23 protein-coding genes are annotated in these 18,926 nt (G+C 58.0%); 7 read left to right on the top strand and 16 right to left on the bottom strand.

The window, feature by feature from the left end; translation table 11 throughout:
* The first annotated feature begins 33 nt into the window (after positions 1-33).
* Together ACWKXN_RS04685 and ACWKXN_RS04680 are read left to right on the top strand one after the other, a co-directional pair.
* A complete protein-coding gene (locus tag ACWKXN_RS04685) occupies positions 34-627 on the top strand; it encodes a TetR/AcrR family transcriptional regulator (protein ID WP_038417506.1) in 594 nt (197 codons plus the stop codon).
* 73 nt (positions 628-700) lie between these two features.
* Complete coding sequence (locus ACWKXN_RS04680; RefSeq protein WP_064672439.1) at positions 701-1,300, top strand: NAD(P)H-dependent oxidoreductase; 600 nt, start codon at positions 701-703, stop codon at positions 1,298-1,300.
* Positions 1,301-1,429: 129 nt separating this feature from the next.
* Here ACWKXN_RS04680 and ACWKXN_RS04675 read toward each other — a convergent pair whose 3' ends face one another.
* Positions 1,430-1,732, bottom strand: coding sequence for a hypothetical protein (locus ACWKXN_RS04675; protein WP_033145442.1), 303 nt, complete (start codon positions 1,730-1,732; stop codon positions 1,430-1,432).
* A 43-nt stretch (positions 1,733-1,775) separates the two neighbouring features.
* A complete protein-coding gene (locus tag ACWKXN_RS04670; RefSeq protein WP_182383498.1) occupies positions 1,776-2,252 on the bottom strand; it encodes a WbuC family cupin fold metalloprotein in 477 nt (158 codons plus the stop codon).
* Between the two features lie 265 nt (positions 2,253-2,517).
* Between ACWKXN_RS04670 and ACWKXN_RS04665 the strand changes: the two genes are divergently transcribed.
* The gene (locus tag ACWKXN_RS04665) at positions 2,518-2,988 is read left to right on the top strand and encodes a hypothetical protein (protein ID WP_143347063.1); all 471 of its coding nucleotides are present in this window, start codon (positions 2,518-2,520) and stop codon (positions 2,986-2,988) included.
* A 47-nt stretch (positions 2,989-3,035) separates the two neighbouring features.
* On the opposite strand, the gene ACWKXN_RS04660 is transcribed toward ACWKXN_RS04665, so the two are convergent.
* Both ACWKXN_RS04660 and ACWKXN_RS04655 read right to left on the bottom strand, forming a co-directional pair.
* Positions 3,036-3,959 (bottom strand): LysR substrate-binding domain-containing protein, encoded by a 924-nt coding sequence (locus ACWKXN_RS04660; RefSeq protein ID WP_143347064.1) that lies wholly within the window; start codon positions 3,957-3,959, stop codon positions 3,036-3,038.
* Positions 3,960-3,983: 24 nt separating this feature from the next.
* Positions 3,984-4,520 carry a MarR family winged helix-turn-helix transcriptional regulator gene (locus ACWKXN_RS04655; RefSeq protein ID WP_033145438.1) on the bottom strand — a complete coding sequence of 179 codons (537 nt, stop codon included), beginning with the start codon at positions 4,518-4,520 and terminating at the stop codon, positions 3,984-3,986.
* Between the two features lie 129 nt (positions 4,521-4,649).
* On the opposite strand from ACWKXN_RS04655, the gene ACWKXN_RS04650 reads away from it, so the two are divergent.
* A complete protein-coding gene (locus tag ACWKXN_RS04650) occupies positions 4,650-5,810 on the top strand; it encodes an MFS transporter (protein ID WP_454543383.1) in 1,161 nt (386 codons plus the stop codon).
* Positions 5,811-5,892: 82 nt separating this feature from the next.
* The gene (locus tag ACWKXN_RS04645; RefSeq protein ID WP_454543382.1) at positions 5,893-6,330 is read left to right on the top strand and encodes a VOC family protein; all 438 of its coding nucleotides are present in this window, start codon (positions 5,893-5,895) and stop codon (positions 6,328-6,330) included.
* Positions 6,331-6,438: 108 nt separating this feature from the next.
* Here the strand turns inward: ACWKXN_RS04645 and ACWKXN_RS04640 are convergent, their stop codons facing one another.
* The gene (locus tag ACWKXN_RS04640; RefSeq protein ID WP_167819424.1) at positions 6,439-6,924 is read right to left on the bottom strand and encodes a GNAT family N-acetyltransferase; all 486 of its coding nucleotides are present in this window, start codon (positions 6,922-6,924) and stop codon (positions 6,439-6,441) included.
* A 329-nt stretch (positions 6,925-7,253) separates the two neighbouring features.
* On the opposite strand from ACWKXN_RS04640, the gene ACWKXN_RS04635 reads away from it, so the two are divergent.
* A complete protein-coding gene (locus tag ACWKXN_RS04635; protein WP_047061757.1) occupies positions 7,254-7,760 on the top strand; it encodes an AAA family ATPase in 507 nt (168 codons plus the stop codon).
* A gap of 165 nt (positions 7,761-7,925) precedes the next feature.
* Here the strand turns inward: ACWKXN_RS04635 and ACWKXN_RS04630 are convergent, their stop codons facing one another.
* On the bottom strand, positions 7,926-8,408 hold the full coding sequence (locus tag ACWKXN_RS04630) for a glutathione peroxidase (protein ID WP_048977914.1): 483 nt from the start codon (positions 8,406-8,408) through the stop codon (positions 7,926-7,928).
* 137 nt (positions 8,409-8,545) lie between these two features.
* Between ACWKXN_RS04630 and ACWKXN_RS04625 the strand changes: the two genes are divergently transcribed.
* Positions 8,546-9,817, top strand: a complete 1,272-nt coding sequence (locus ACWKXN_RS04625) for a serine hydrolase domain-containing protein (protein WP_454543381.1) — start codon at positions 8,546-8,548, stop codon at positions 9,815-9,817.
* Here ACWKXN_RS04625 and paaY read toward each other — a convergent pair.
* The 10 genes from paaY to paaD all read right to left on the bottom strand — a co-directional run bounded on the left by paaY (position 9,726) and on the right by paaD (position 18,917).
* On the bottom strand, positions 9,726-10,322 hold the full coding sequence (paaY, locus tag ACWKXN_RS04620) for a phenylacetic acid degradation protein PaaY (protein WP_033145432.1): 597 nt from the start codon (positions 10,320-10,322) through the stop codon (positions 9,726-9,728). The two genes, ACWKXN_RS04625 and paaY, sit on opposite strands and share 92 nt — an antisense overlap.
* Before the next feature lie 9 nt (positions 10,323-10,331).
* Positions 10,332-11,267: a phenylacetic acid degradation operon negative regulatory protein PaaX gene (paaX, locus tag ACWKXN_RS04615; RefSeq protein WP_048977910.1), complete on the bottom strand. Its 936-nt coding sequence runs from the start codon at positions 11,265-11,267 to the stop codon at positions 10,332-10,334.
* Positions 11,268-11,402: 135 nt separating this feature from the next.
* The gene (paaK, locus tag ACWKXN_RS04610) at positions 11,403-12,719 is read right to left on the bottom strand and encodes a phenylacetate--CoA ligase PaaK (RefSeq protein WP_454543380.1); all 1,317 of its coding nucleotides are present in this window, start codon (positions 12,717-12,719) and stop codon (positions 11,403-11,405) included.
* A gap of 27 nt (positions 12,720-12,746) precedes the next feature.
* Positions 12,747-13,952, bottom strand: a complete 1,206-nt coding sequence (gene pcaF / locus ACWKXN_RS04605; RefSeq protein ID WP_048980799.1) for a 3-oxoadipyl-CoA thiolase — start codon at positions 13,950-13,952, stop codon at positions 12,747-12,749.
* Entirely contained in the window at positions 13,952-14,374 is a 423-nt protein-coding gene (paaI, locus tag ACWKXN_RS04600; protein ID WP_039262613.1) for a hydroxyphenylacetyl-CoA thioesterase PaaI, read from the bottom strand. Before paaI ends, pcaF begins: the two co-directional genes overlap by 1 nt.
* On the bottom strand, positions 14,364-15,788 hold the full coding sequence (gene paaH, locus ACWKXN_RS04595) for a 3-hydroxyacyl-CoA dehydrogenase PaaH (protein WP_454543379.1): 1,425 nt from the start codon (positions 15,786-15,788) through the stop codon (positions 14,364-14,366). Before paaH ends, paaI begins: the two co-directional genes overlap by 11 nt.
* A 1-nt stretch (position 15,789) precedes the next feature.
* Positions 15,790-16,578: a 2-(1,2-epoxy-1,2-dihydrophenyl)acetyl-CoA isomerase PaaG gene (gene paaG / locus ACWKXN_RS04590; protein WP_454543444.1), complete on the bottom strand. Its 789-nt coding sequence runs from the start codon at positions 16,576-16,578 to the stop codon at positions 15,790-15,792.
* A complete protein-coding gene (paaF, locus tag ACWKXN_RS04585; RefSeq protein WP_454543378.1) occupies positions 16,578-17,345 on the bottom strand; it encodes a 2,3-dehydroadipyl-CoA hydratase PaaF in 768 nt (255 codons plus the stop codon). Before paaF ends, paaG begins: the two co-directional genes overlap by 1 nt.
* Positions 17,342-18,412, bottom strand: coding sequence for a 1,2-phenylacetyl-CoA epoxidase subunit PaaE (gene paaE, locus ACWKXN_RS04580; protein ID WP_454543377.1), 1,071 nt, complete (start codon positions 18,410-18,412; stop codon positions 17,342-17,344). Before paaE ends, paaF begins: the two co-directional genes overlap by 4 nt.
* Before the next feature lie 7 nt (positions 18,413-18,419).
* Positions 18,420-18,917 carry a 1,2-phenylacetyl-CoA epoxidase subunit PaaD gene (gene paaD, locus ACWKXN_RS04575; protein WP_048980795.1) on the bottom strand — a complete coding sequence of 166 codons (498 nt, stop codon included), beginning with the start codon at positions 18,915-18,917 and terminating at the stop codon, positions 18,420-18,422.
* Positions 18,918-18,926: the final 9 nt, after the last annotated feature.

Genomic DNA, 18,926 nt, shown 5'->3' with positions numbered 1-18,926 from the left:
CTACCATGAGTAGATAACACTTATGAGGAAAGCATGGTTGTTAAGCGCTTAAGAAAAGAGGACCGCCGCGTGCAGCTGCTGGAGGTTGCGCGCGGAATCGTTCGTCAGCAAGGCACGGAGGCCCTAACTCTTGGCTACCTGGCCGAGCGGGCCAACGTGACCAAGCCTATCCCCTACGATCACTTTGGCGATCGTGAAGGGCTGCTGATGGCGCTGTACCGGGACTATAGCGATCGGCAGCTGGCGAAATTCCGCGAGACGCTGGCGGTCGACAGCAAAACGCTGGAGAAGACGATCCGCTTTTTCAGCGCCGCCTATATCGACTGCGCCATTAGTGCCGGGCCGGAGACCGGCCCAATCGCCGCGGCGCTGTCCGGATCCCACGCGCTGCAGACGTTTCGTGAGGCATGCGTGGCCGAATGCGCCGACTGCCTGCGTACCGCGCTTTCCCCGTTCGTTGCGCTGAAAGGCGTTCAGGGAGAAGCGGTACTGACGGCCATCATTGGCGCGGCGGACGCGCTCAGCACCGCCGCGGGCAACGGCGTGCTCGCCCGGAACGTGGCGGAAGATACGCTCAGCGGCGCCATGACCGGCGTGCTGGAGACCTACGTGAATAGCACAAAATGATCGCTGGGGGCGGATTGACACCTAAGTTACCAATAGTAATATAGGCGTCAGTTCTCACCCATTCGAGGTCGCTATGTCTGCTACAAATGCCATTAATAACGCACTGATCGTGACGGCTCATCCTGTCGACAATTCGTTATCCCATTCGCTGGCAGCCCGTATTGCCGGAAAATTACGCGAGCAAGGTACGCAGGTTGAGATTGCCGATCTGCATGCTGAAGGGTTTAATCCGGCGATGACCCGCGCCGATCTCGATTTGTATCACGGCGATCCGAGCGCCCTTCCCGACGATATTCTGCGCGAGCAGCAGCGCGTCGAGCGAGCGGATATGCTGGTGTTTGTCTTCCCCGTGTACTGGTGGTCGGTCCCCGCGCTGTTGAAAGGCTGGTTCGATCGCGTATTAACCCTGAACTGGGCGTATAAGGTGGCCGACGACGGCCGGATTGTGGGCAGCTTACGCGACGTTCCCGTCCGCCTGATTGCCACAGGCGGCAGCGATCTCACCGGATTCGACAAACACGGCTATTCGACGGCGATTCAGACGCAGATAATCGAAGGCGTGTTTGGCTTCTGCGGGTTGAAGAACGTTAAGCTCGATATCCTTTACCAGGCAGACGCGGCGACGCCTGAGCAGGTTGAGGATTTCCTGCAGGGGCTAGAGAGTCTTAAATAATCCCGGCTATCCAGTCACAGCAAAGGCGCGCCTCCTTCGCCAGAAGGAAGCGCGTGTTTCGTTATCACCTACCACCGTCAGGGGCGATCTTTTAATCCTGCTGGCTAACCGGAACTCTCTTTCCAGCGATTATTCAAAAAATAACGAGAAAAGGCCAATCGCCATCACTACGCTCATAATCACCTGAATCAGAATAATAAAAAAAGCGACCCCACCCAAGACTGTGATTTTTCGACGCAGAATGAAAGTAATGCCGGAAAGTACAGCACTGAACAGAATGGCTTTAAGGATATAGGAAAGCGGAACCATTGCCGGGTGACCGGTATGCACTCCAGCAAGCCCAATGAGACCCAGCAGAAAACCTCCGCAGAATCCCCATCCCCAGAAAGTCATCGGTAAGCTCATCTGCCCCGCGACTAATCTTTTCAACATACGCACATCCTTTTTGTGATTATTTTTATCAAAATTCACCGGTTTACAGGGTAAAACCCCCGTCCCCCACCTGCGCCTGGGCGTACCATTTCATCAGCTCCGCGCAACCGGGCGCGTTCTCAGCCGGTGACCATGGGGCGGTATCGTGCTCCGGAACAGGCTGATAGCCGCCGTGTTTTACCTCGAAAATGACGCCGCCTTTATCCAGCGACAGCACGGCATGCCAGGTACCGGCATCCATCTCCAGCACTTTGCAGTCTTCACCTAACACCACGCGCTGGGTCACGTTACCGCCGTCATCAAAATTCAACACCAGAAAGCGACCGCTCAAAGCCGTCAGCAGTTCAAACGTGTGCGGGTGGCGATGAGGGCGAACATAGGTACCAGGCTCCATCGCGATAGCCAGGCGCTGTACCGGGTCGCTCAGCTCGGGATGTAAATTGCGGTGCGCGCGTAAGCGAGGAGAATTGGCAGCCTGCTCGCTTTGTTGCTGCAGGTCACTGAACGTAATTTGTTTCATATACACCTTTGTGAATGGAGTCAGCGGACGGCAACCCTTTAGCCGCACGACGTTATACCATTCTGGACGGTCGATGAGCGATGGCATTTGTGAAACAAATCGCTGCAGCGTGAGGATGCGCGCGATCGCCCCCAAAGCGCAACGTTGAGTAAAACTCACATTGATGCCCACTATTTATCGTTTTTAAAAAGTGACGCACCTGAAATACCATCCATTCACCCCTGGGATAGAAAAATAAATAATACTAAGCCTGTATGGAGCACCTATGACACTCGATGTTTTATTCCCTGTATTGAATATTATCTCGCCTCATAAATTTAGCGCCCAAACAAATGTGCATGAGTTGATAACGTTACTTTCAGCAGAAAAGGAAAGCTCAGAAGCGCTATCGCCCTTCATCCATCGACTGCATCTTTTGGCTTTCGCCCAAAGCAATCCGGGTAACGCCGAAGAGTTGCTCTCAGCGCATTTACCAAAAGAGGATGGGATCCTTCCGCTGCTGGACTTTGCGGACTGGCCAAAGGTGCGTTACGCCGCGTCAGGCGAAGCTCAGACGCGTGAATCGCAGGAGTATTTCCGTGATATGACCTCGGCTGCCAATCTGTTACGCACTGCGCTGATCGACGCCGAGCGAGCAAAGGGAACGCCTGCGCTTTATATTCTGGATAAATTACTCAACCTGAACAGCGCCCTGCCGGAGCGATATAAACAGATGGCGAATATTCCCTACGCATAAATATGTTCTATATGCGGAATATCCTTCACTAAATATTCCGCTATTTATTAAACCCGATTTTCATTGTAATCAAGACAGACGATATCCAACGAAGGCAGCACCGGCGCATTAAGGTTAAGCCACGCCAGCAACCGTTCAATACTCTGTCTTCTGAGCGAATTTTTCGGCCAGACGAGGTAGTAGCCATCGCCGGTTGCGATAGCTTCCCTGAAGGGTAGCGCGAGCAGGCCGCTTTTCAGCGCGTCGAGCGTGAGGCGGAGGTCGGCCATCGTCACGCCGTGACCGTGCATGGCGGCCAGGCTTCCCTGCTCCAGGGTGTCGAACACGATTCCACGACTCACGTCGAGCCCTGGGAATGACCCGGTTCTTTTCAGCCATCGCTTCCAGTCCCGTCTGTCCGGAGAGGGATGGATAATATCGCACTGCGCAAGCTGATGCCGGGCTGAATCAAGCAAAGACGGGGTACAAACCGGAATGAGCCATTCACTGAAGAGCAGCCTGCTTTCCGTAGACTCGCCGAAATAGCCATTACCGAGCAGGATCGCACAATCGTAGGGCTCACGGCTGAAGTCAACGGTGTCGAAGTCCATCCAGACGCTGGCAATTTCAATTTTTGGCTTAGCGTGGTTCTCGCGAAAGGATTTAAGCACATTCAGCAGCCACCGCATCGTCAGGGTGCTGGGGGCTTTGAGGCGCAGAAGGTGGTTTTCGCTTCTGAATGCGCGACAGGCCCACTCAATATTCGAGAAACTTTCGCTGAGCTGTCCGGCCAGAATACGTCCGGCATCACTGACCTCCACTCTCGGCCCCTGGCGTTTAAAGAGCTCACAGTCGAACCACTGTTCAAGCGTCCGGACATGCCTGCTGACCGCGCCCGGCGTGATATTCAGTGCTTCAGCCGCTTTGCTGAAGGAGTTCAGCCGCGCGGCAACTTCAAAAGCGCGCAGCGCATACAGTGGTGGTAAAGACATACATTCCCTTTCTGTGAGGTTTAGCTATGCAGTTTTTGTATTATCGGCACTCGGTGACTTGTCGCTCAGGTCCTCAGACGGGAACGTCATCAGCAGCTCCCTGAGCAGGGACTCAAGCTGCGCGCGCTGCGCGTCAGACAAGTTGCTCAGCAGCGCATTTTGCGTTTGTGTATGGACGATCAGCGCCTGTTCGATGCGCTCCTGCCCGTGCGGTGTCAGGCTTACGAGGGTGCTGCGCTTGTCATCCGGATCGGCAATTCGCCTGATAAGCCCAAGCTGTTCGAGATGGCTGAGCCGGTTCGTCATCGCCCCTGAGGTTACCAACAGCGATTTATAGAGCTGCGTGGGGGAAAGGCAGTACGGCTCACCGGCGCGACGCAGCGTGGCGAGCACGTCAAACTCGCCCTCGCGAAAGCCAAACTGCGCCATCGCCTGCGCCCATTCTTTTCCCAGATGCTTCATCAGCCGGAGCATTCGGCCAAAAATTTTCATCGACGAGGCGTCCAGCTCCGGCATGGCGCGGCTCCACTGGCCGACAACGAAGTCTACGTGATCTTGCATTTTCACCCCTGATGGCGTGCGAATTTATCCTGTTGTGCGGTACATCTTACGCAAAAACACATTTTATCTTAACGTTAAGATAAATGCTCGTGCGATTTGCCCGGGCCATTCACAACCGAAAAGGACTCAATGTTGAAACGCACGTCGCCTTTACTCTTCGCCGTTATCGCTTTTATCGTCGGGCTGAACCTGCGCCCCATTCTGGCTTCTGTCGGACCGCTGTTTTCCGTGCTGCAGCGCGAAGCGGGGCTGACCGCTACGCAATTCAGCCTGCTGACCACCCTGCCGGTCGCGATGATGGGGCTTGCCGCCCTGTGTGGCCCCTGGCTTTTAGCCCGAGTCGGCGCCGTTCGGGGAATTATGTTTGGGCTCTTCATCCTGCTTGCGGCCTGTTTGCTGCGCGGTTTTAGCGCCTCACCGGAGAGTCTTATGGGCACCGCGTTACTGGGCGGGGCCAGCATAGGCACGATGCAGGCGTTAATGCCTGCCCTGATAAAAAAGGAATATACGCAAACGGCCAGCACGGTAATGTCGCTTTTCAGCACGGGCATTATGGCAGGAGCGGCAGTCGCCGCCGCCAGCGCCGAGCCGTTGTTTTCATGGCTCACGCTGAAGCCCGCGCTGGCAATGGCCGGGCTGTTAGCGCTGCTGGCGCTGATACTGTGGTTAACCCTGGTTAAGCATCCTCAGGAGGAAAAAACAGCACGCGAAACCGTTACGCTCTCGTCCTCCCGTACAGGGCTACTGCTGCTCTTTTTCGGCGTGGGAACGGGAGCCTACACGCTGGTATTGGCCTGGCTGCCCCCGCTCTATATTCAGGCGGGATGGTCCGCACGCAGCAGCGGCTACATGCTGGCCTGGCTGACGTTAACCGAGGTTGTCGCCGGGTTTGCCGTCTCCGCGCTGATCGGTAAATTCCCCGACCGCCGCGTGCCGCTGATTGCCGTTTTGCTGTTGCTGCTGGCAGGATTACTGTGTCTGGTCTTTGCGCCGGGTACGACGCCTGTATTATCCACGTTGCTGCTTGGCACCGGGATCGGCGCCCTCTTCCCGCTGTCGCTCATCGTCACGTTCGATCATGCGCGAACGCCCGCGCAGGCCGGGAAGTTGCTGTCTAAAGTTCAGGGTGGCGGATACACGATCGCCGCGCTTATGCCGTTAATTGCGGGGATCGTTCGCGACAGTTCGGTCTCGCTGACCAGCGCATGGCTGATCATGAGTGCGGGAGTCGTGCTGCTGATCGTTATCGCGCTGAATTTTAAACCCGTCGTGGACGTGCAGGCACGGTGAACGCGATACCAGTTTTGAGAGTCGTATTTCCGCCGATCGTAAGATAAATTCAGGGTGAATTTCACCTCATTCAGGAGTGGATATGCCGCAGACGTTACCGGAAATTGATGTCTTGTTCGTCGCCGGGTTCGGGCCCATTTCGCGGGATACGGAGTCCAGCAGCGCGTTTTATGTTCAGACACTCGGCCTTCCGCTGAAGCCGATGGAGGGGAATACCGATTATCTGCTCACTGAGGAGGATCAGCTGGAAGGCGTGAAGCATTTCGCCGTCTGGCCACTCGCACAGGCGGCAGCATCCTGTTTTGGAGAGGAACAGTGGCCAGTTGAGCACCCGATACCGCAGGGATGGGTTGAGTATGAGGTACAGGATTTAGACTCGGCTACACGCGTTCTGAGTGAAAAAGGCTATCGGCTGCTGGTGGCTAACCGCACGGAACCGTGGGGGCAAACCGTCACTCGCCTGCTCAGCCCGGAAGGCTTGCTTACCGGGCTGACGATTACGCCGTGGCTGCGGGGGTAAATGGGTTATTGGAAAGCAGCATTGTAGTGGGAAACGCCTGCTTTGAGCGAACAGTGGGCGCACCCTTATGCTATTTTCACCAACGGTGTGACTCTATTTCTGGGTACTTCAGCCGGCACTGCGGGCAAGCTCATCTATTTTTGTGCCAAAAACCCGATGATAGTTAACACTCTTGATAACCTGAGCACCGAAAGACTCATAAAACTTTTGCGCCAGTGGGTCTGCTGCCACAGATAACCAATCGAGCTGTAAACATCCCCGATCTTGAGCCCGGCTGGCTATAAAACTCATCAGCTTTCTACCCACTCCAGCCCTCCTGAAAGGTGCTGAAACAAAAAGCTCTTTGATAAACATTTGCCCGCTGAAACGTGGTGAAGGGTACATCACTGAGACACATGAAAACGCAGCTATTACTCCTTCACAAACCACTTTGTGAACTTCAGTATGAGAGTCGACTGCAAGGACCTTATCCCTCAGATATGCGGTCATGTCACTCCTGGACAAGCAAACATCCTGGTTATAATAGTTTTCCATCTCGATAAAAATATCAACCAAATCAGGATATTCGTCTGGTTTGCAGATGGTGATGTTCACGCATATCTCCTTAAGCAAATAGTACCAATTTAAATTAACACAAAAGCAATAAAGCTATATCAATAAAGGTTACTACCGCAAATTGTTAAATAACGCAGTTGTTTCATAGTTGCTGAAGCAGTTTTGAGCTCGGAGCGGACACTCAGTATATAAGTGAAAAAATTGCTGATTTTGCATTCAGGCCCTGTTAAGTTGAATGACGATGAAAACACACTCAGTCCTAACCTATTCAATGATTATTATCACCTGTCTGACTCAGGTGGGATAACGTTCGCCATTTTCCCGCCGGTAAGGCGGGCCTTACCGGTAACAATCCAGTGAGGTAAAGAATGGACACAAATGCAGTAACGACGCCTGAAAAACCTGTCTTGCACTTGTTATGTGGAAAAATTGCATCCGGAAAATCCACATTGTCAGCAAAATTAGGATCATCACCTGGGACTGTAATTGTCAGCGAGGATCGCTGGCTGGCTGCCCTCTTTACCAATGAAATGCAATCCATATCTGATTATGTGCAGTATTCATTAAGACTAAGAAATGCCATGAAGCCTCATCTGGTGTCACTACTCAAAGCTGGTTTATCAGTGGTTCTTGATTTCCCGGCAAACACACAAACAAATCGTGAATGGATGATGAGCATTATTAAGGAGTCAGGTGCCAGTAATCAGCTGCACTATCTGAAAGTTTCTGATGAAGTATGTAAATCCCGCTTGCGCGCCCGTAATGCAGAAGGCGTGCATGAATTTTCTGCCTCAGATCAACAATTTGACATCATAACGCGCTATTTCGAAGAGCCAACGGCTGATGAAGGGTTTGATATTACCGAATACAGCTAAATTTACCTTCCTGCACAAAAGCCGCCAGTTGGCGGCTTCATTATTTTCCATCTCATACGGTTATAAACGGTACTACAGCGAACTAAAAGTCCGCTCCTGGCACAAAGCGGACATCGGGTATTCCGGAAGTGCCCGACTCATGGTTAATTCCATTCACCAAAACTCTCACCTCCCCAAAGCCTCCACAATCACCCTCTCCATTTTCTCTGGCGTGGTCATCGGTGCAAAACGCTTGAGTGGTTTACCGTCGCGGCCGATCAGAAACTTAGTAAAGTTCCACTTGATCCGCCCTCCCAGCACGCCGGGCAATTCGTTTTTCAGATAACGAAACAGCGGGTGCGCCGCATTGCCGTTAACCTCCAGCTTCTCAAACATCGGGAAGCTCACGCCGTAGTTGATGTGACAGGTTTTCGAGATTTCGTCGGCGCCGCCGGGTTCCTGTTTACCGAACTGGTTGCAGGGGAAGCCCAGCACTACTAGTCCTCGATCGGCGTATTTCTTGTATAGTGCTTCAAGGCCAGCATATTGCGGCGTGAAGCCACACTGGCTGGCGGTATTGACGACCAAAACCACCTTTCCCGCATAGTCGGCCATTGAGATAAGGCGGCCATCCAGGCGGGTGGCGGTAAGTTGATAAAAGCGAGTCATACTGAAATCCCTCAAGGCTGGCCGAAAAGTCACGGTGACCTTCAACAGGGCCGCCGCCGTTTAGAAAGTTTACATTCAGGCAGGCTATTTGTGATACATTCCTGGCGCGCCAATGACCACCACACTCGCTATCAGGTATGCAGAACATAACAAAAAAAATTCGCTGGCTTCTGCTTACTCTCCCACTCCTCAGCGGTTGTGGCACGCTTTCACAGATGTCCTCCCCGGAAGGTACTCAGGAACTTCTCACCCATGATTCGCTGGATGGCGACGTTGACAGCGTGGTGCGTCACTATATGGCGCAAAAATCCGTTCCCGGGATGACGGTCGCGGTGATCCATAATCACGGCTCGCCGCAGTTTTACACCTGGGGCGTAACCGATGCGGTCAATCGCTATCCGGTCAGGCCCGACACCCTGTTTGCGCTCGGCTCGCTCAGCAAAGGGATCACGGCGGAAGTGGTGGCTTGTCTGGTGAATGAAGGGCAACTGAACTGGAACGATAACCTGGCGACATTGCTACCGCCGGGTACGCCGCTTAGCGCGGATGCACAAAAAATTACCCTGCTTGAACTGGTAACCCACACCTCCGGCCTGCCGCGTCAGAATATGGATGTTCCGATGCTTGGAAAATTCATCAGCTACTTAAGCACCGGCGATAATTTCTATAGCGAGCTTGATAGCGATAACGTGCTGCGCTACCTCGCTGACTGGCGGGCGCCAAAGAATAAAGTGCCGCAATATTCCAATACCGGCTACGCCCTGATCGGCTATATCCTGAAGCACAAAACCGGCGAAGATATCCAGAGTTTAGCCTCGCGCTATATTTTCCGTCCGCTGAAAATGGCTAACAGCAGCTTTATTCCCCAGCAGCTAAAAGGATACCCGGAGCGTGCGCTCGGCCATGCGGGCGATCAGCCGAAATTTATCCCGCGCGGGCAGCTCACCCCAGACTGGCATTTTTCCAACAACATGGTGGCGGCAGCGAGCTTATACAGCAACGCCGAAGATCTGGCGACCTATGCCCGCTATCACGTATCGACGACCCACAGTCCCCTGCTTGACAGCGTCTTTGCCGAAGTGAGAAATACCGATATTCAACGTCCCGACGGAGTACAGGGTATTGCCTGGACCACTGACTTTATCGGTCTGGAAAAAATCACCTATCAGGTCGGCTATATCGGCGGCTACTCCAGCTTTATCGGCTATGACAAAGAAAAAGGCAATGCGGTGGTGGTGCTGCAAAATACCTTTAACTGGAGTAATTACATCGGCATCGCGCTGTTGATGGATATGGCGAAAAAAGACGGTCTGAGCCCTACACCGCCGACTTCGGCCTTAAGTTCTCATCAAACGCCAGCCGTTTCCGGTCAGGCTCAACTTCTCGCAGCGGCTCCACCTGGTGCATAGTTAGCTTGCAGCGCTCCACCAGCACCTGATACTCCCGCGTGCCCTGCTGCTTCCACGCCAGCTCCTGTTCGCTGAGTTCGCGAATCGCTTTGGCGGGGCTGCCGATAATCAAATGGTTGGCGGGCATCTCCGCTTTCGCCTTCACGAACGCCGCCGCGCCGACGATGCTGTTTTCACCGATGACCGCCCCGTCCATCACCACCGCGTTCATGCCCACCAGTGCATTGCGGCGGATCACGCAGCCGTGGAGAATAGCGCTGTGGCCGATATGCCCGTCCTCTTCCACCACCGTGTCCTGCTCCGGGAAGCCGTGCATCACGCAGTTATCCTGAATGTTGGCACCGTCTTTCACCACGATACGGCCAAAATCACCGCGCAGGCTGGCGTTAGGACCGACGTAAACGCCTTTGCCCAGAATCACGTCGCCAATCAGCACCGCCGTCGGGTGAACATAGCTCTCGTCCGGCACGACCGGCGTCAGACCGTCAATTTGATAAACTGGCATCTTCACTCCTTATGTGCTTGTAAGACCACCAAAGCGTTGATAGTAGAGCGTGCCGGGCACGGGCAACTCGCCCACGGAGGTTTCGCCCTTCTCGCTGACAAACGCCAACGCCCCCGGCGCGACACGCTGATAGATGTTAATGCAGAGCTGTCGGGCGCTTTGCCCCGCCCAGTGCGCGGGCAGCAACTCTTCCGGCAGCAGCGGATCTTTCAGCACCACGCGACGATAAAAGTGAATCAGCAGCAGCTGGATCTGGAAACAGCGTTCCGGCGTCAGCTCCTCCGGCGCGGCCTCTTTCAACAGCGGCAGCAGCGGACGGAATGAATCGATGAACGTCTCGTACATCGCGTTTTGCTCGGTTAACTGCCAGCACTCCTCCACCCGCGAACGCAGCGCGGCACGGGAGAGCGCCAGCGGCGAGTGGGCTTCAAAGAAAATCACGTTTTCCGCCACGCCGGCATCGTGAAGCAGAGACTGCACGTCCGCCAGATGCTGCGACGGCGAGGCCATCAGGCTCGGCGCCAGCGTGCCAAACCCCTGCCAGATCAGCTGTTTTTTGACGTCGGCAAGGGTGGTTTTATCCAGACCTTCGGAGAGCAGCAACAGCCATTTGCCGTCCCATGCGGGCAGTTCCGCACGGTAAATCTTATTCTCCGCGCGACGCGTCAGGCGAAGCCCCTTATCGCTCAGGCGGTAAAAGCTGCGACGTCCGATGCGGGAAACGTCCAGCCAGCCCTCTTTGTTGAGGCGAAACAGCGCGGTGCGCACGAAGCGCTCGCCAAACCCCATGCCTTCCAGCAGGGCGGCCAGGCTACCGAGCCAAATCTCACCGCCGCGATGGGAAAGCGCGTCACCGTATAACGAGGAGATAAGCGAGGTCCCGCTGACGGGAACGGAGCTGACCGCGTGCTGGATAAAGGCGTCGAGTTTATTCATGTGATTCATTCTGTTGTTATTTTTGTCCTGGATGAATCATAGCATAGGATTTTGGGGTTTCCCCCTCACCCTAACCCTCTCCCAAAGGGAGAGGGAACTGTTTACACCCTCTCCCTTTGGGAGAGGGCCGGGGTGAGGGAAAACTTAGCCGTTGGCCGCAGCTTTACGCAAGTCAAACACCCGGCAGGCTTTGCCCTCTGAGCGCGGGATGCTGCCGCAGTTAACGATCATTACGTCGGTGGAAATCCCCACCATCGACTTAATGCGGTGGCGAAGCTGGTGGCACACCTGGCAACGCTGCTCATGGGTCAGCGTGAGGCTACTCTCTTTCAGCTCGACCTTCACGGAAAGTGAATCAAGATGCCCGCGACGGTTCACCTCCAGCTGATAGTGCGGAGAAAGGTGTTCGAACTTGACGATCTCCTCTTCCAGCTGCGACGGGAAGACGTTGACGCCGCGGATGATCAGCATATCGTCACTGCGCCCGCTGATGCGGTCCATGCGGCGCATGCTGCGCGCGGTGGCCGGGAGCAGACGCGTTAGATCGCGGGTGCGGTAGCGGATCACCGGCAGCGCCTCTTTGGTCAGCGTGGTGAACAGCAGTTCGCCCTGCTGCCCGTCATCCAGCGGCGTGCCGTCGTTCGGGTTGACGATCTCCGGGTAGAAGTGATCTTCCCAGATGGTCGGGCCGTCGACGGTTTCGATACACTCCATCGCCACGCCCGGCCCCATCACCTCGGAGAGGCCATAAATGTCCAGCGCCGTAATGCCCAAGCGTTTTTCAATTTCGCGCCGCATGGCCTGCGTCCACGGCTCGGCGCCGAAGACGCCCACGCGCAGGGAACAGCCGCTGGCATCGCCGCCCATCTGGCGCTCCAGTTCCTCAATCAGGTTGAGGCAGTAGGACGGCGTTACCATGATCATATCCGGCTGGAAATCACGGATCAGCTGCGCCTGTTTCTCCGTCTGGCCGCCGGACATCGGGATCACCGTCGCGCCTAAACGCTCTGCGCCGTAGTGCGCCCCCAGCCCCCCGGTAAACAGGCCGTAGCCATACGCCACGTGAATTTTGTCCTTCGCGCTGCCGCCCGCGGCGCGCAGGGAGCGGGCCACCAGATTGGCCCAGTTGTCGATGTCGCCCTGCGTGTAGCCGACAACGGTCGGTTTGCCGGTGGTGCCGGATGACGCGTGAATACGCACCACCTGCTCCATCGGCACGGCAAAGGTATCGAACGGATAGTTATCCCGCAGGTCCTGCTTGGTGGTGCACGGGAATTTACGGATATCCGCCAGCTCGTTGAAATCGTCAGGGTGAATGCCCGCCGCGTCAAACTTGCGTTTGTACATCGGCACGTTGTTGTAGGCGTGATGCAGCGTCCACTTCAGACGCTCGGTCTGCAGCGCCTGTAACTCGTCAAGGGAGGCCGTTTCAATCGGATCAAGCTTTGTTGTATTTGTCATTGTAGGGTACTCACATTGTTTTTATGCTCAAACACGCTCAAGGATCATGGCAATGCCCTGACCCACACCGATGCACATCGTACACAGCGCGTAGCGCCCGCCGCGTCGGTGCAGTTCATTGCTCGCGGCCAGCGCCAGCCTGGCACCGCTCATCCCCAGCGGGTGGCCCAGCGCAATCGCGCCACCGTTCGGGTTAACGTGCGCGGCATCATCCGGCAGGCCCAGCTGACGCAGCACGCCCAGCGCCTGCGAGGCGAAAGCTTCGTTAAGCTCGACAATGTCCATATCGTTAATGCTGAGTCCTGCGCGTTCCAGCACCTTGCGGGTCGCCGGGACCGGGCCGAGCCCCATCAGACGTGGCTCCACGCCTGCCGTCGCCATCGCCACGATCCGCGTGCGCGGGACCAATCCCTGCGCCAGCGCCATCTTCTCGCTGGCGACGATCAGCGCCGCAGCGCCGTCGTTGACGCCGGAGGCATTCCCCGCAGTGACCACCCCGTTCTTACGGAACGGCGTTTTTAGCCCGGCGAGCTGTTCGAGCGTGGTGTCCGCGCGCGGATGTTCATCCACGCTGAACTCAGTGACCGTCCCTTTTTTTCCCGGCACCGGTACCGACACAATCTCCTGCGCCAGAATGCCGTTCTGCTGAGCCTGCGCGGTACGCTGCTGGCTGCGCAGCGCGAACGCGTCCTGATCGGCACGGCTGATATTTAACAATTCAGCTACATTCTCTGCCGTTTCCGGCATACTGTCAGTTCCGAATTGCTGATGCATGAGCGGATTCACAAATCGCCAGCCGATAGTGGTATCAAAGATTTCCGCCTGACGCTGAAACGCGGCGGTGGCTTTGCCCATCACAAACGGCGCGCGGGACATGGACTCCACGCCGCCCGCAATCAGCAGCTCGCCATCGCCCGCCTTAATGGCGCGGGCAGCAAACCCAATCGCGTCCAGACCTGACCCGCACAGGCGGTTAATGGTGGTTCCGGACACCGTCTGCGGCAGCCCGGCCAGCAGGGACGACATGCGCGCTACGTTGCGGTTATCTTCCCCCGCCTGGTTAGCGCAGCCGAAAATCACATCGTCGATCCGCTCGAGGTCGAGTTGGGGATAGCGGGCCAGCAGCGCGCGCAGCGGCACGGCACCGAGATCGTCGGTCCGGACTGCGGCAAGCGCGCCGCCGTAGCGACCCACCGGGGTTCGAACGCCATCACAAATAAATGCGTCACGCATCAGGCCTCTCCTGTCACGCTGCCGCCGATGCGGTGAGATTTCCCGCGAAAAAGGGCGACGGTTTTCTGTTGTTGGTTCTGGATTTCAATGTCGTACACGCCGGTCAGCTTGCCCTGATGCATCACCCGCGCGGTGGCGGTGAGCGTGTCCCCGGCAAAGCCCGGACGCAGAAAATCAATCGAGCAGCCTGAGGCTACCGCCGCCAGCCCCTGGCTGTTGCAGGCGTAGGCAAAGGCGGTGTCTGCCAGCGAAAAAAGCTGTCCGCCGTGGCAGGTTTGGTGGCCGTTAAGCATCTGCGGGGTGATGGTCATGGTCACCACCGCGTAGCCCTCGTCCATGGCGACAATGTCCATCCCCATCGCCTGCGCGCAGGCGTCCCGTTCGTACATCGCGCGGGCGTTATGCCAGGCGTTATGACTCATAGCTACTCTCCAGAAGCGCGCGCTGGCGCAGCAGTGAACAGGGGCGATAGCGCTCCTCGCCGTAATGACGCTGCAGGTTCTCCAGCAGCGTCAGCAGGCGCTGCCAGCCCAGCCGCTCGCCCCAGGCGATCGGCCCGCTCGGGTAGTTCACGCCCAGGCGCATGGCGGTATCGATGTCCTTCTCGCTGGCGACCCCTTTTTGCAGGGCATCCAGCGCTTCGTTGGCAATCATCGCCAGCGTGCGCCAGACCAGCAGGCCGGGATAATCGGCAATTTGCACCACCCGGTTACCCTGCTGCTGCAGGTAGCGGATGGCCTTTTGCGTCGCGGTGTGCGGGTTGCTGGCGGCCGCCGCAATCACCGCCACGTCGCGCTCAATGCGGTCCACCACCACCACCGGGCCGTTGAGCCGCAGCGCCAGCGCCTGAGCGGTTTCGCCCTGCGTTTCGATCAGGTACACATCATCAATTTCGGTGACACCGTCACGTCTTTTTTCCACGCGCATCGGGCTGTAGCTGTCGTTGACGGCCGGCACCCACTGCACGGCGGGTTTGTCACCCTGCCAGTCGTAGACGCCCTTCCCGCTCTTTTTGCCCAGCCTTCCCGCCAGCACCAGCTCCTGCTGCACCAGCGAAGGCAGAAAACGACGCTCCTGCCAGAAGGCGTTAAATACCGAGCAGGTCACCGCGAAATTCACGTCCTGACCAATCATGTCGGTCAGCTCCAGCGGCCCCATCGGGAAACCGCCGCCGTCGCGCAGGGCGGCATCAATCACCTCCGGCGGCGCGACCTGCTCTTCCAGGGCGCGCCAGGCTTCGGAATAAAACGGACGCGCGACGCGGTTGACGATGAACCCCGGCGTTGACTGGCAGCGAACGGGCTGTTTGCCCCAGTTCAGCGCCAGCTCGCACAGCGCGTCGGCTACTTCCGGAGAGGTCGCCAGCCCGCTGACCACCTCCACCAGCTTCATCACCGGCGCCGGGTTAAAGAAATGCAGCCCTGCGACGCGCTCCGGGTGGTGGACGTCCGCCGCAATCGCCGTGACGGAGATGGAAGAGGTATTGCTGGTCAGCACCGTCTGCGGCGGGCAGATCTCAGCCAGCCGAGCAAACAGCGCCTTTTTCACCTCCAGACGCTCGGAGGCCGCTTCTATGACCAGATCGGCCGCGGCGAGCGTCTCGATATCCGTGACCGGAAGCAGCCTGGCGAGGATCTGGCTCCCGGCATCGGCGGAGAGTTTTCCGCGCGTCACCCGGGAGGCCAGACGCTGGCGGATCCCGTCGATGGCCCGCGATATCGCGTCGCTGGAGATGTCGTAGATCAGCACCTGATGCCCATGGCTGGCCGCGACTTCGGCAATCCCTGCGCCCATGGTGCCGCTGCCAATCACGGCGACAGTCCGTATGTTCAGCATCTTATTTCCCCGTAAAGTTCGGCGCGCGCTTCGCCAGGAAGGCGCTGACGCCCTCGCGGTAGTCGTCGCTGCGCCCGGACAGGCGCTGGTAGTCGCGCTCCAGATCGAGCTGGGCGTCCAGGGTGTTGGTTTCCGCGGCATTGATCGCCTGCTTGATCAGCCCCAGCCCGAAGGTCGGTTGAGACGCAAAGTGCAGCGCCATCTGCTGCGCGGTAGTGGAGAGCTGTTCGTCATCCACTACCTGCCAGATCATCCCCCAGGCCTGCGCCTGTTCGGCGCTGAGCTTGTCGCCGAGCAGCGCCAGCCCCATAGCGCGGGCGCGTCCGGCCACGCGCGGCAGCAGCCAGGTGCCGCCGCAGTCCGGCACCAGGCCGAGCTTGCTGAAGGCCATCACGAAGTTGGCGGAACGCGCGGCGATCACCATATCGCACCCCAGCGCCAGCGTCGCACCCGCCCCCGCTGCTACGCCGTTAACCGCGCAAATCACCGGTTTCGGCAGCTTTGCCAGGCGGCGCACCAGCGGGTTATAGAAGGTTTCAACGGACATCCCCAGATCCGGCGCCGGGCCGTTGGGGTCGACGTTGCGGTCGTTCAGATCCTGACCGGCGCAAAAGCCGCGACCCGCCCCGGTGATCAGCAGGCAGCGAACGGTGTCATCACGCTCGGCCTGTTTCAGGCACTCGGCAAGCTGCTGGTGCATCACGTCGTTAAAGCTGTTCAGACGCTCCGGACGGTTCAGCGTAATGGTCATTACGCCCTGCTCAACATGACTGAGAATACATTCCACAATTAGCGTCCTTTAAAGTCGGGGGTGCGTTTTTGTAAGAAGGCGTCGATGCCTTCCCGGCGGTCTTCGGTGGCAGAAAGCAGCGTAAACAGCTGGCGCTCCTGGGCCAGACCGGCCTGGAGCGGCACCTCCTGAGACTGGCGCAGCGCCTGTTTCGCCGCCTGCAGCGCCAGCGGAGAGTGGCGCGCCATCAGCGCCGCCTGCTTCAGGGCATACTCCAGCGTCAGCGCTGGCGGGAAAACGTCGCTCACCAGCCCGGCGCTCAGCGCCTGCTGCGCGGAGATACTCTCGCCGGTCAGCACCATTTTGCTGGCAAGGGATTTACCGACGCTGCGGATAAGACGCTGGGTGCCGCCCGCGCCGGGCATAATGCCCAGCGTAATTTCCGGCAGGCCAAAGCGGGCGTTATCGCCAGCAATGACTACGTCGCACAGCAGCGCCAGCTCGCAGCCTGCGCCCAGCGCGAAGCCATTCACGGCGGCAATCAGCGGTTTAGGAAAAGCGTTGATGCGCGCCCACAGCTGCGGGCGGATATCGTTCAGCGTGGCGGGCAGGTCTTTCTCCGCCATTTCGTTGAGATCGGCCCCGGCGGCAAAGCAGCGCTCGCTGCCGTAAATCACGCAGACGGCGATGTCGGCATCTGCTGCGGCGTCCTCAAGCTGCTCGGCAATCTGGGTTAACAGCGCGTTATTGAGGGCGTTGCGCGCCGCCGGACGGTTTAGCGTCAGCTGCAGCACGCGGCCATGACGGGTAACAGTCAGTTCGCTCATGCCATCCCCTTCGCGTCGAAGTCGACAATCACGTCGGCGGTTAACGGCAGCGACTGGCAGCTCAGCACGTATCCGGCGGCCAGCTCGTCCGGCTCCAGGCTGTAGTTGGTCGCCATGTCCACCTTCCCACGCAGCACTTTGCATATACAGGTGGCGCACACGCCGCCCTTGCAGGCATACGGGAGATCCGCCCCCTGACGCAGGGCGGCATCCAGGATGCTTTCGTCGTCCGCCGTCAGGGTGATTTCGCGGTCGCGCCCGTCCTGGCGCACGGTCACTTTCTGTCCTTCCGCCTGGACATGCACCGCGCGTTTTGCGGTGGTTCCCGGGGTGTTAAAGCGCTCAAGGTGAATGGAGTTGTCCGGCATCCCCAGCGCCTTCAGCGTCGCTTCGGCGTCGTCCATCATCGCCGACGGGCCGCAGATAAACGCCTCGTCGTACTGGCGGAAGTTAATCAGGGTTTTCGCCAGCGCCTGCAGCTTTTCCCCGTCGATGCGGCCATAAAGCAGATCGCTGTCCAGCCGCTCCTGGCTGAAGATGGAGACCAGCTGCAGCCGCTGCGTGTACTTGTCCTTCAGGTCCGCCAGCGCCTGGCGGAACATCATGCTCTGGCTGCTGCGGTTGCCGTAGATCAGGGTGAAGTGGCTCTTGGGTTCGGTCGCAAGCGTCGCGGAGATAATCGCCAGCATCGGGGTGATCCCGGAGCCTGCCGCAATCGCCAGATAGTGGCCTTCGCGTTCAGCCCGCGGCTGGTAGCCAAACTGCCCCTGAGGCACCATCACCTCCAGCGCCATACCCGCTTTGATCTCATCCCGGGCATAGCGGGAAAAGCGCCCGCCGTCGATGGCTTTGACCGCCACGCTGATTTCGCCCGGGGCGGTACTCCGGCAGATGGAGTAGCAGCGGCGCAGCTCGTCCCCGCCAAGCTTCGTTTTTAACGTCAGGTGCTGGCCGGGGCGGAAGCGGTAGGCGTCCTGCAACGCCTGCGGCACCGCGAACGTGATGGTCACCGCGTCGCGGGTTTCGGGTTCCACTTTTGCCACTGTTAATGAATGAAACGTTGTCATGGCAGCCTCAAATGCATTTGAAATAGTCGAAGGGCTCGCGGCAGGTGTTGCAGCGGTAGAGCGCTTTGCAGGCCGTCGAGCCAAATTCACTGATAAGCGAGGTGTCGGTGCTGGCGCAGCGCGGGCAGGTCACCTCCACAGGCGCGTGCGCGTGGCAGCTATGCCCCACGGGCGGGCTGATGCCGTACGCCCGCAGACGCTCGCGCGCGTCGGCGGTCATCCAGTCGGTGGTCCAGGCGGGCTCAAGCTGGAGCACAATGTGTACCGGGGTAAAGCCGTTCGCGGTCATCGCGTCGCGGATCGCCCCCAGCAGGTGCTCCGTTGCCGGGCAGCCCGAGTAGGTGGGCGTGAAGCCAATGACCCAGCCTTCCCCCTGCGCCTTCACGCTGCGCACCATGCCTAAATCGGTGATGGTTAATACCGGCACTTCCGGATCGGGGATCTGGCTTAACAGCGACCAGATCTGCGGGATTTGCGCGGGCGCGATGTCGACGAGGCGTTGCATAGCGTTCTC

It is taken from the genome of Enterobacter sp. UPMP2060 (assembly GCF_053709655.1).
This window is presented reverse-complemented; position numbering and strand designations above follow the sequence as displayed.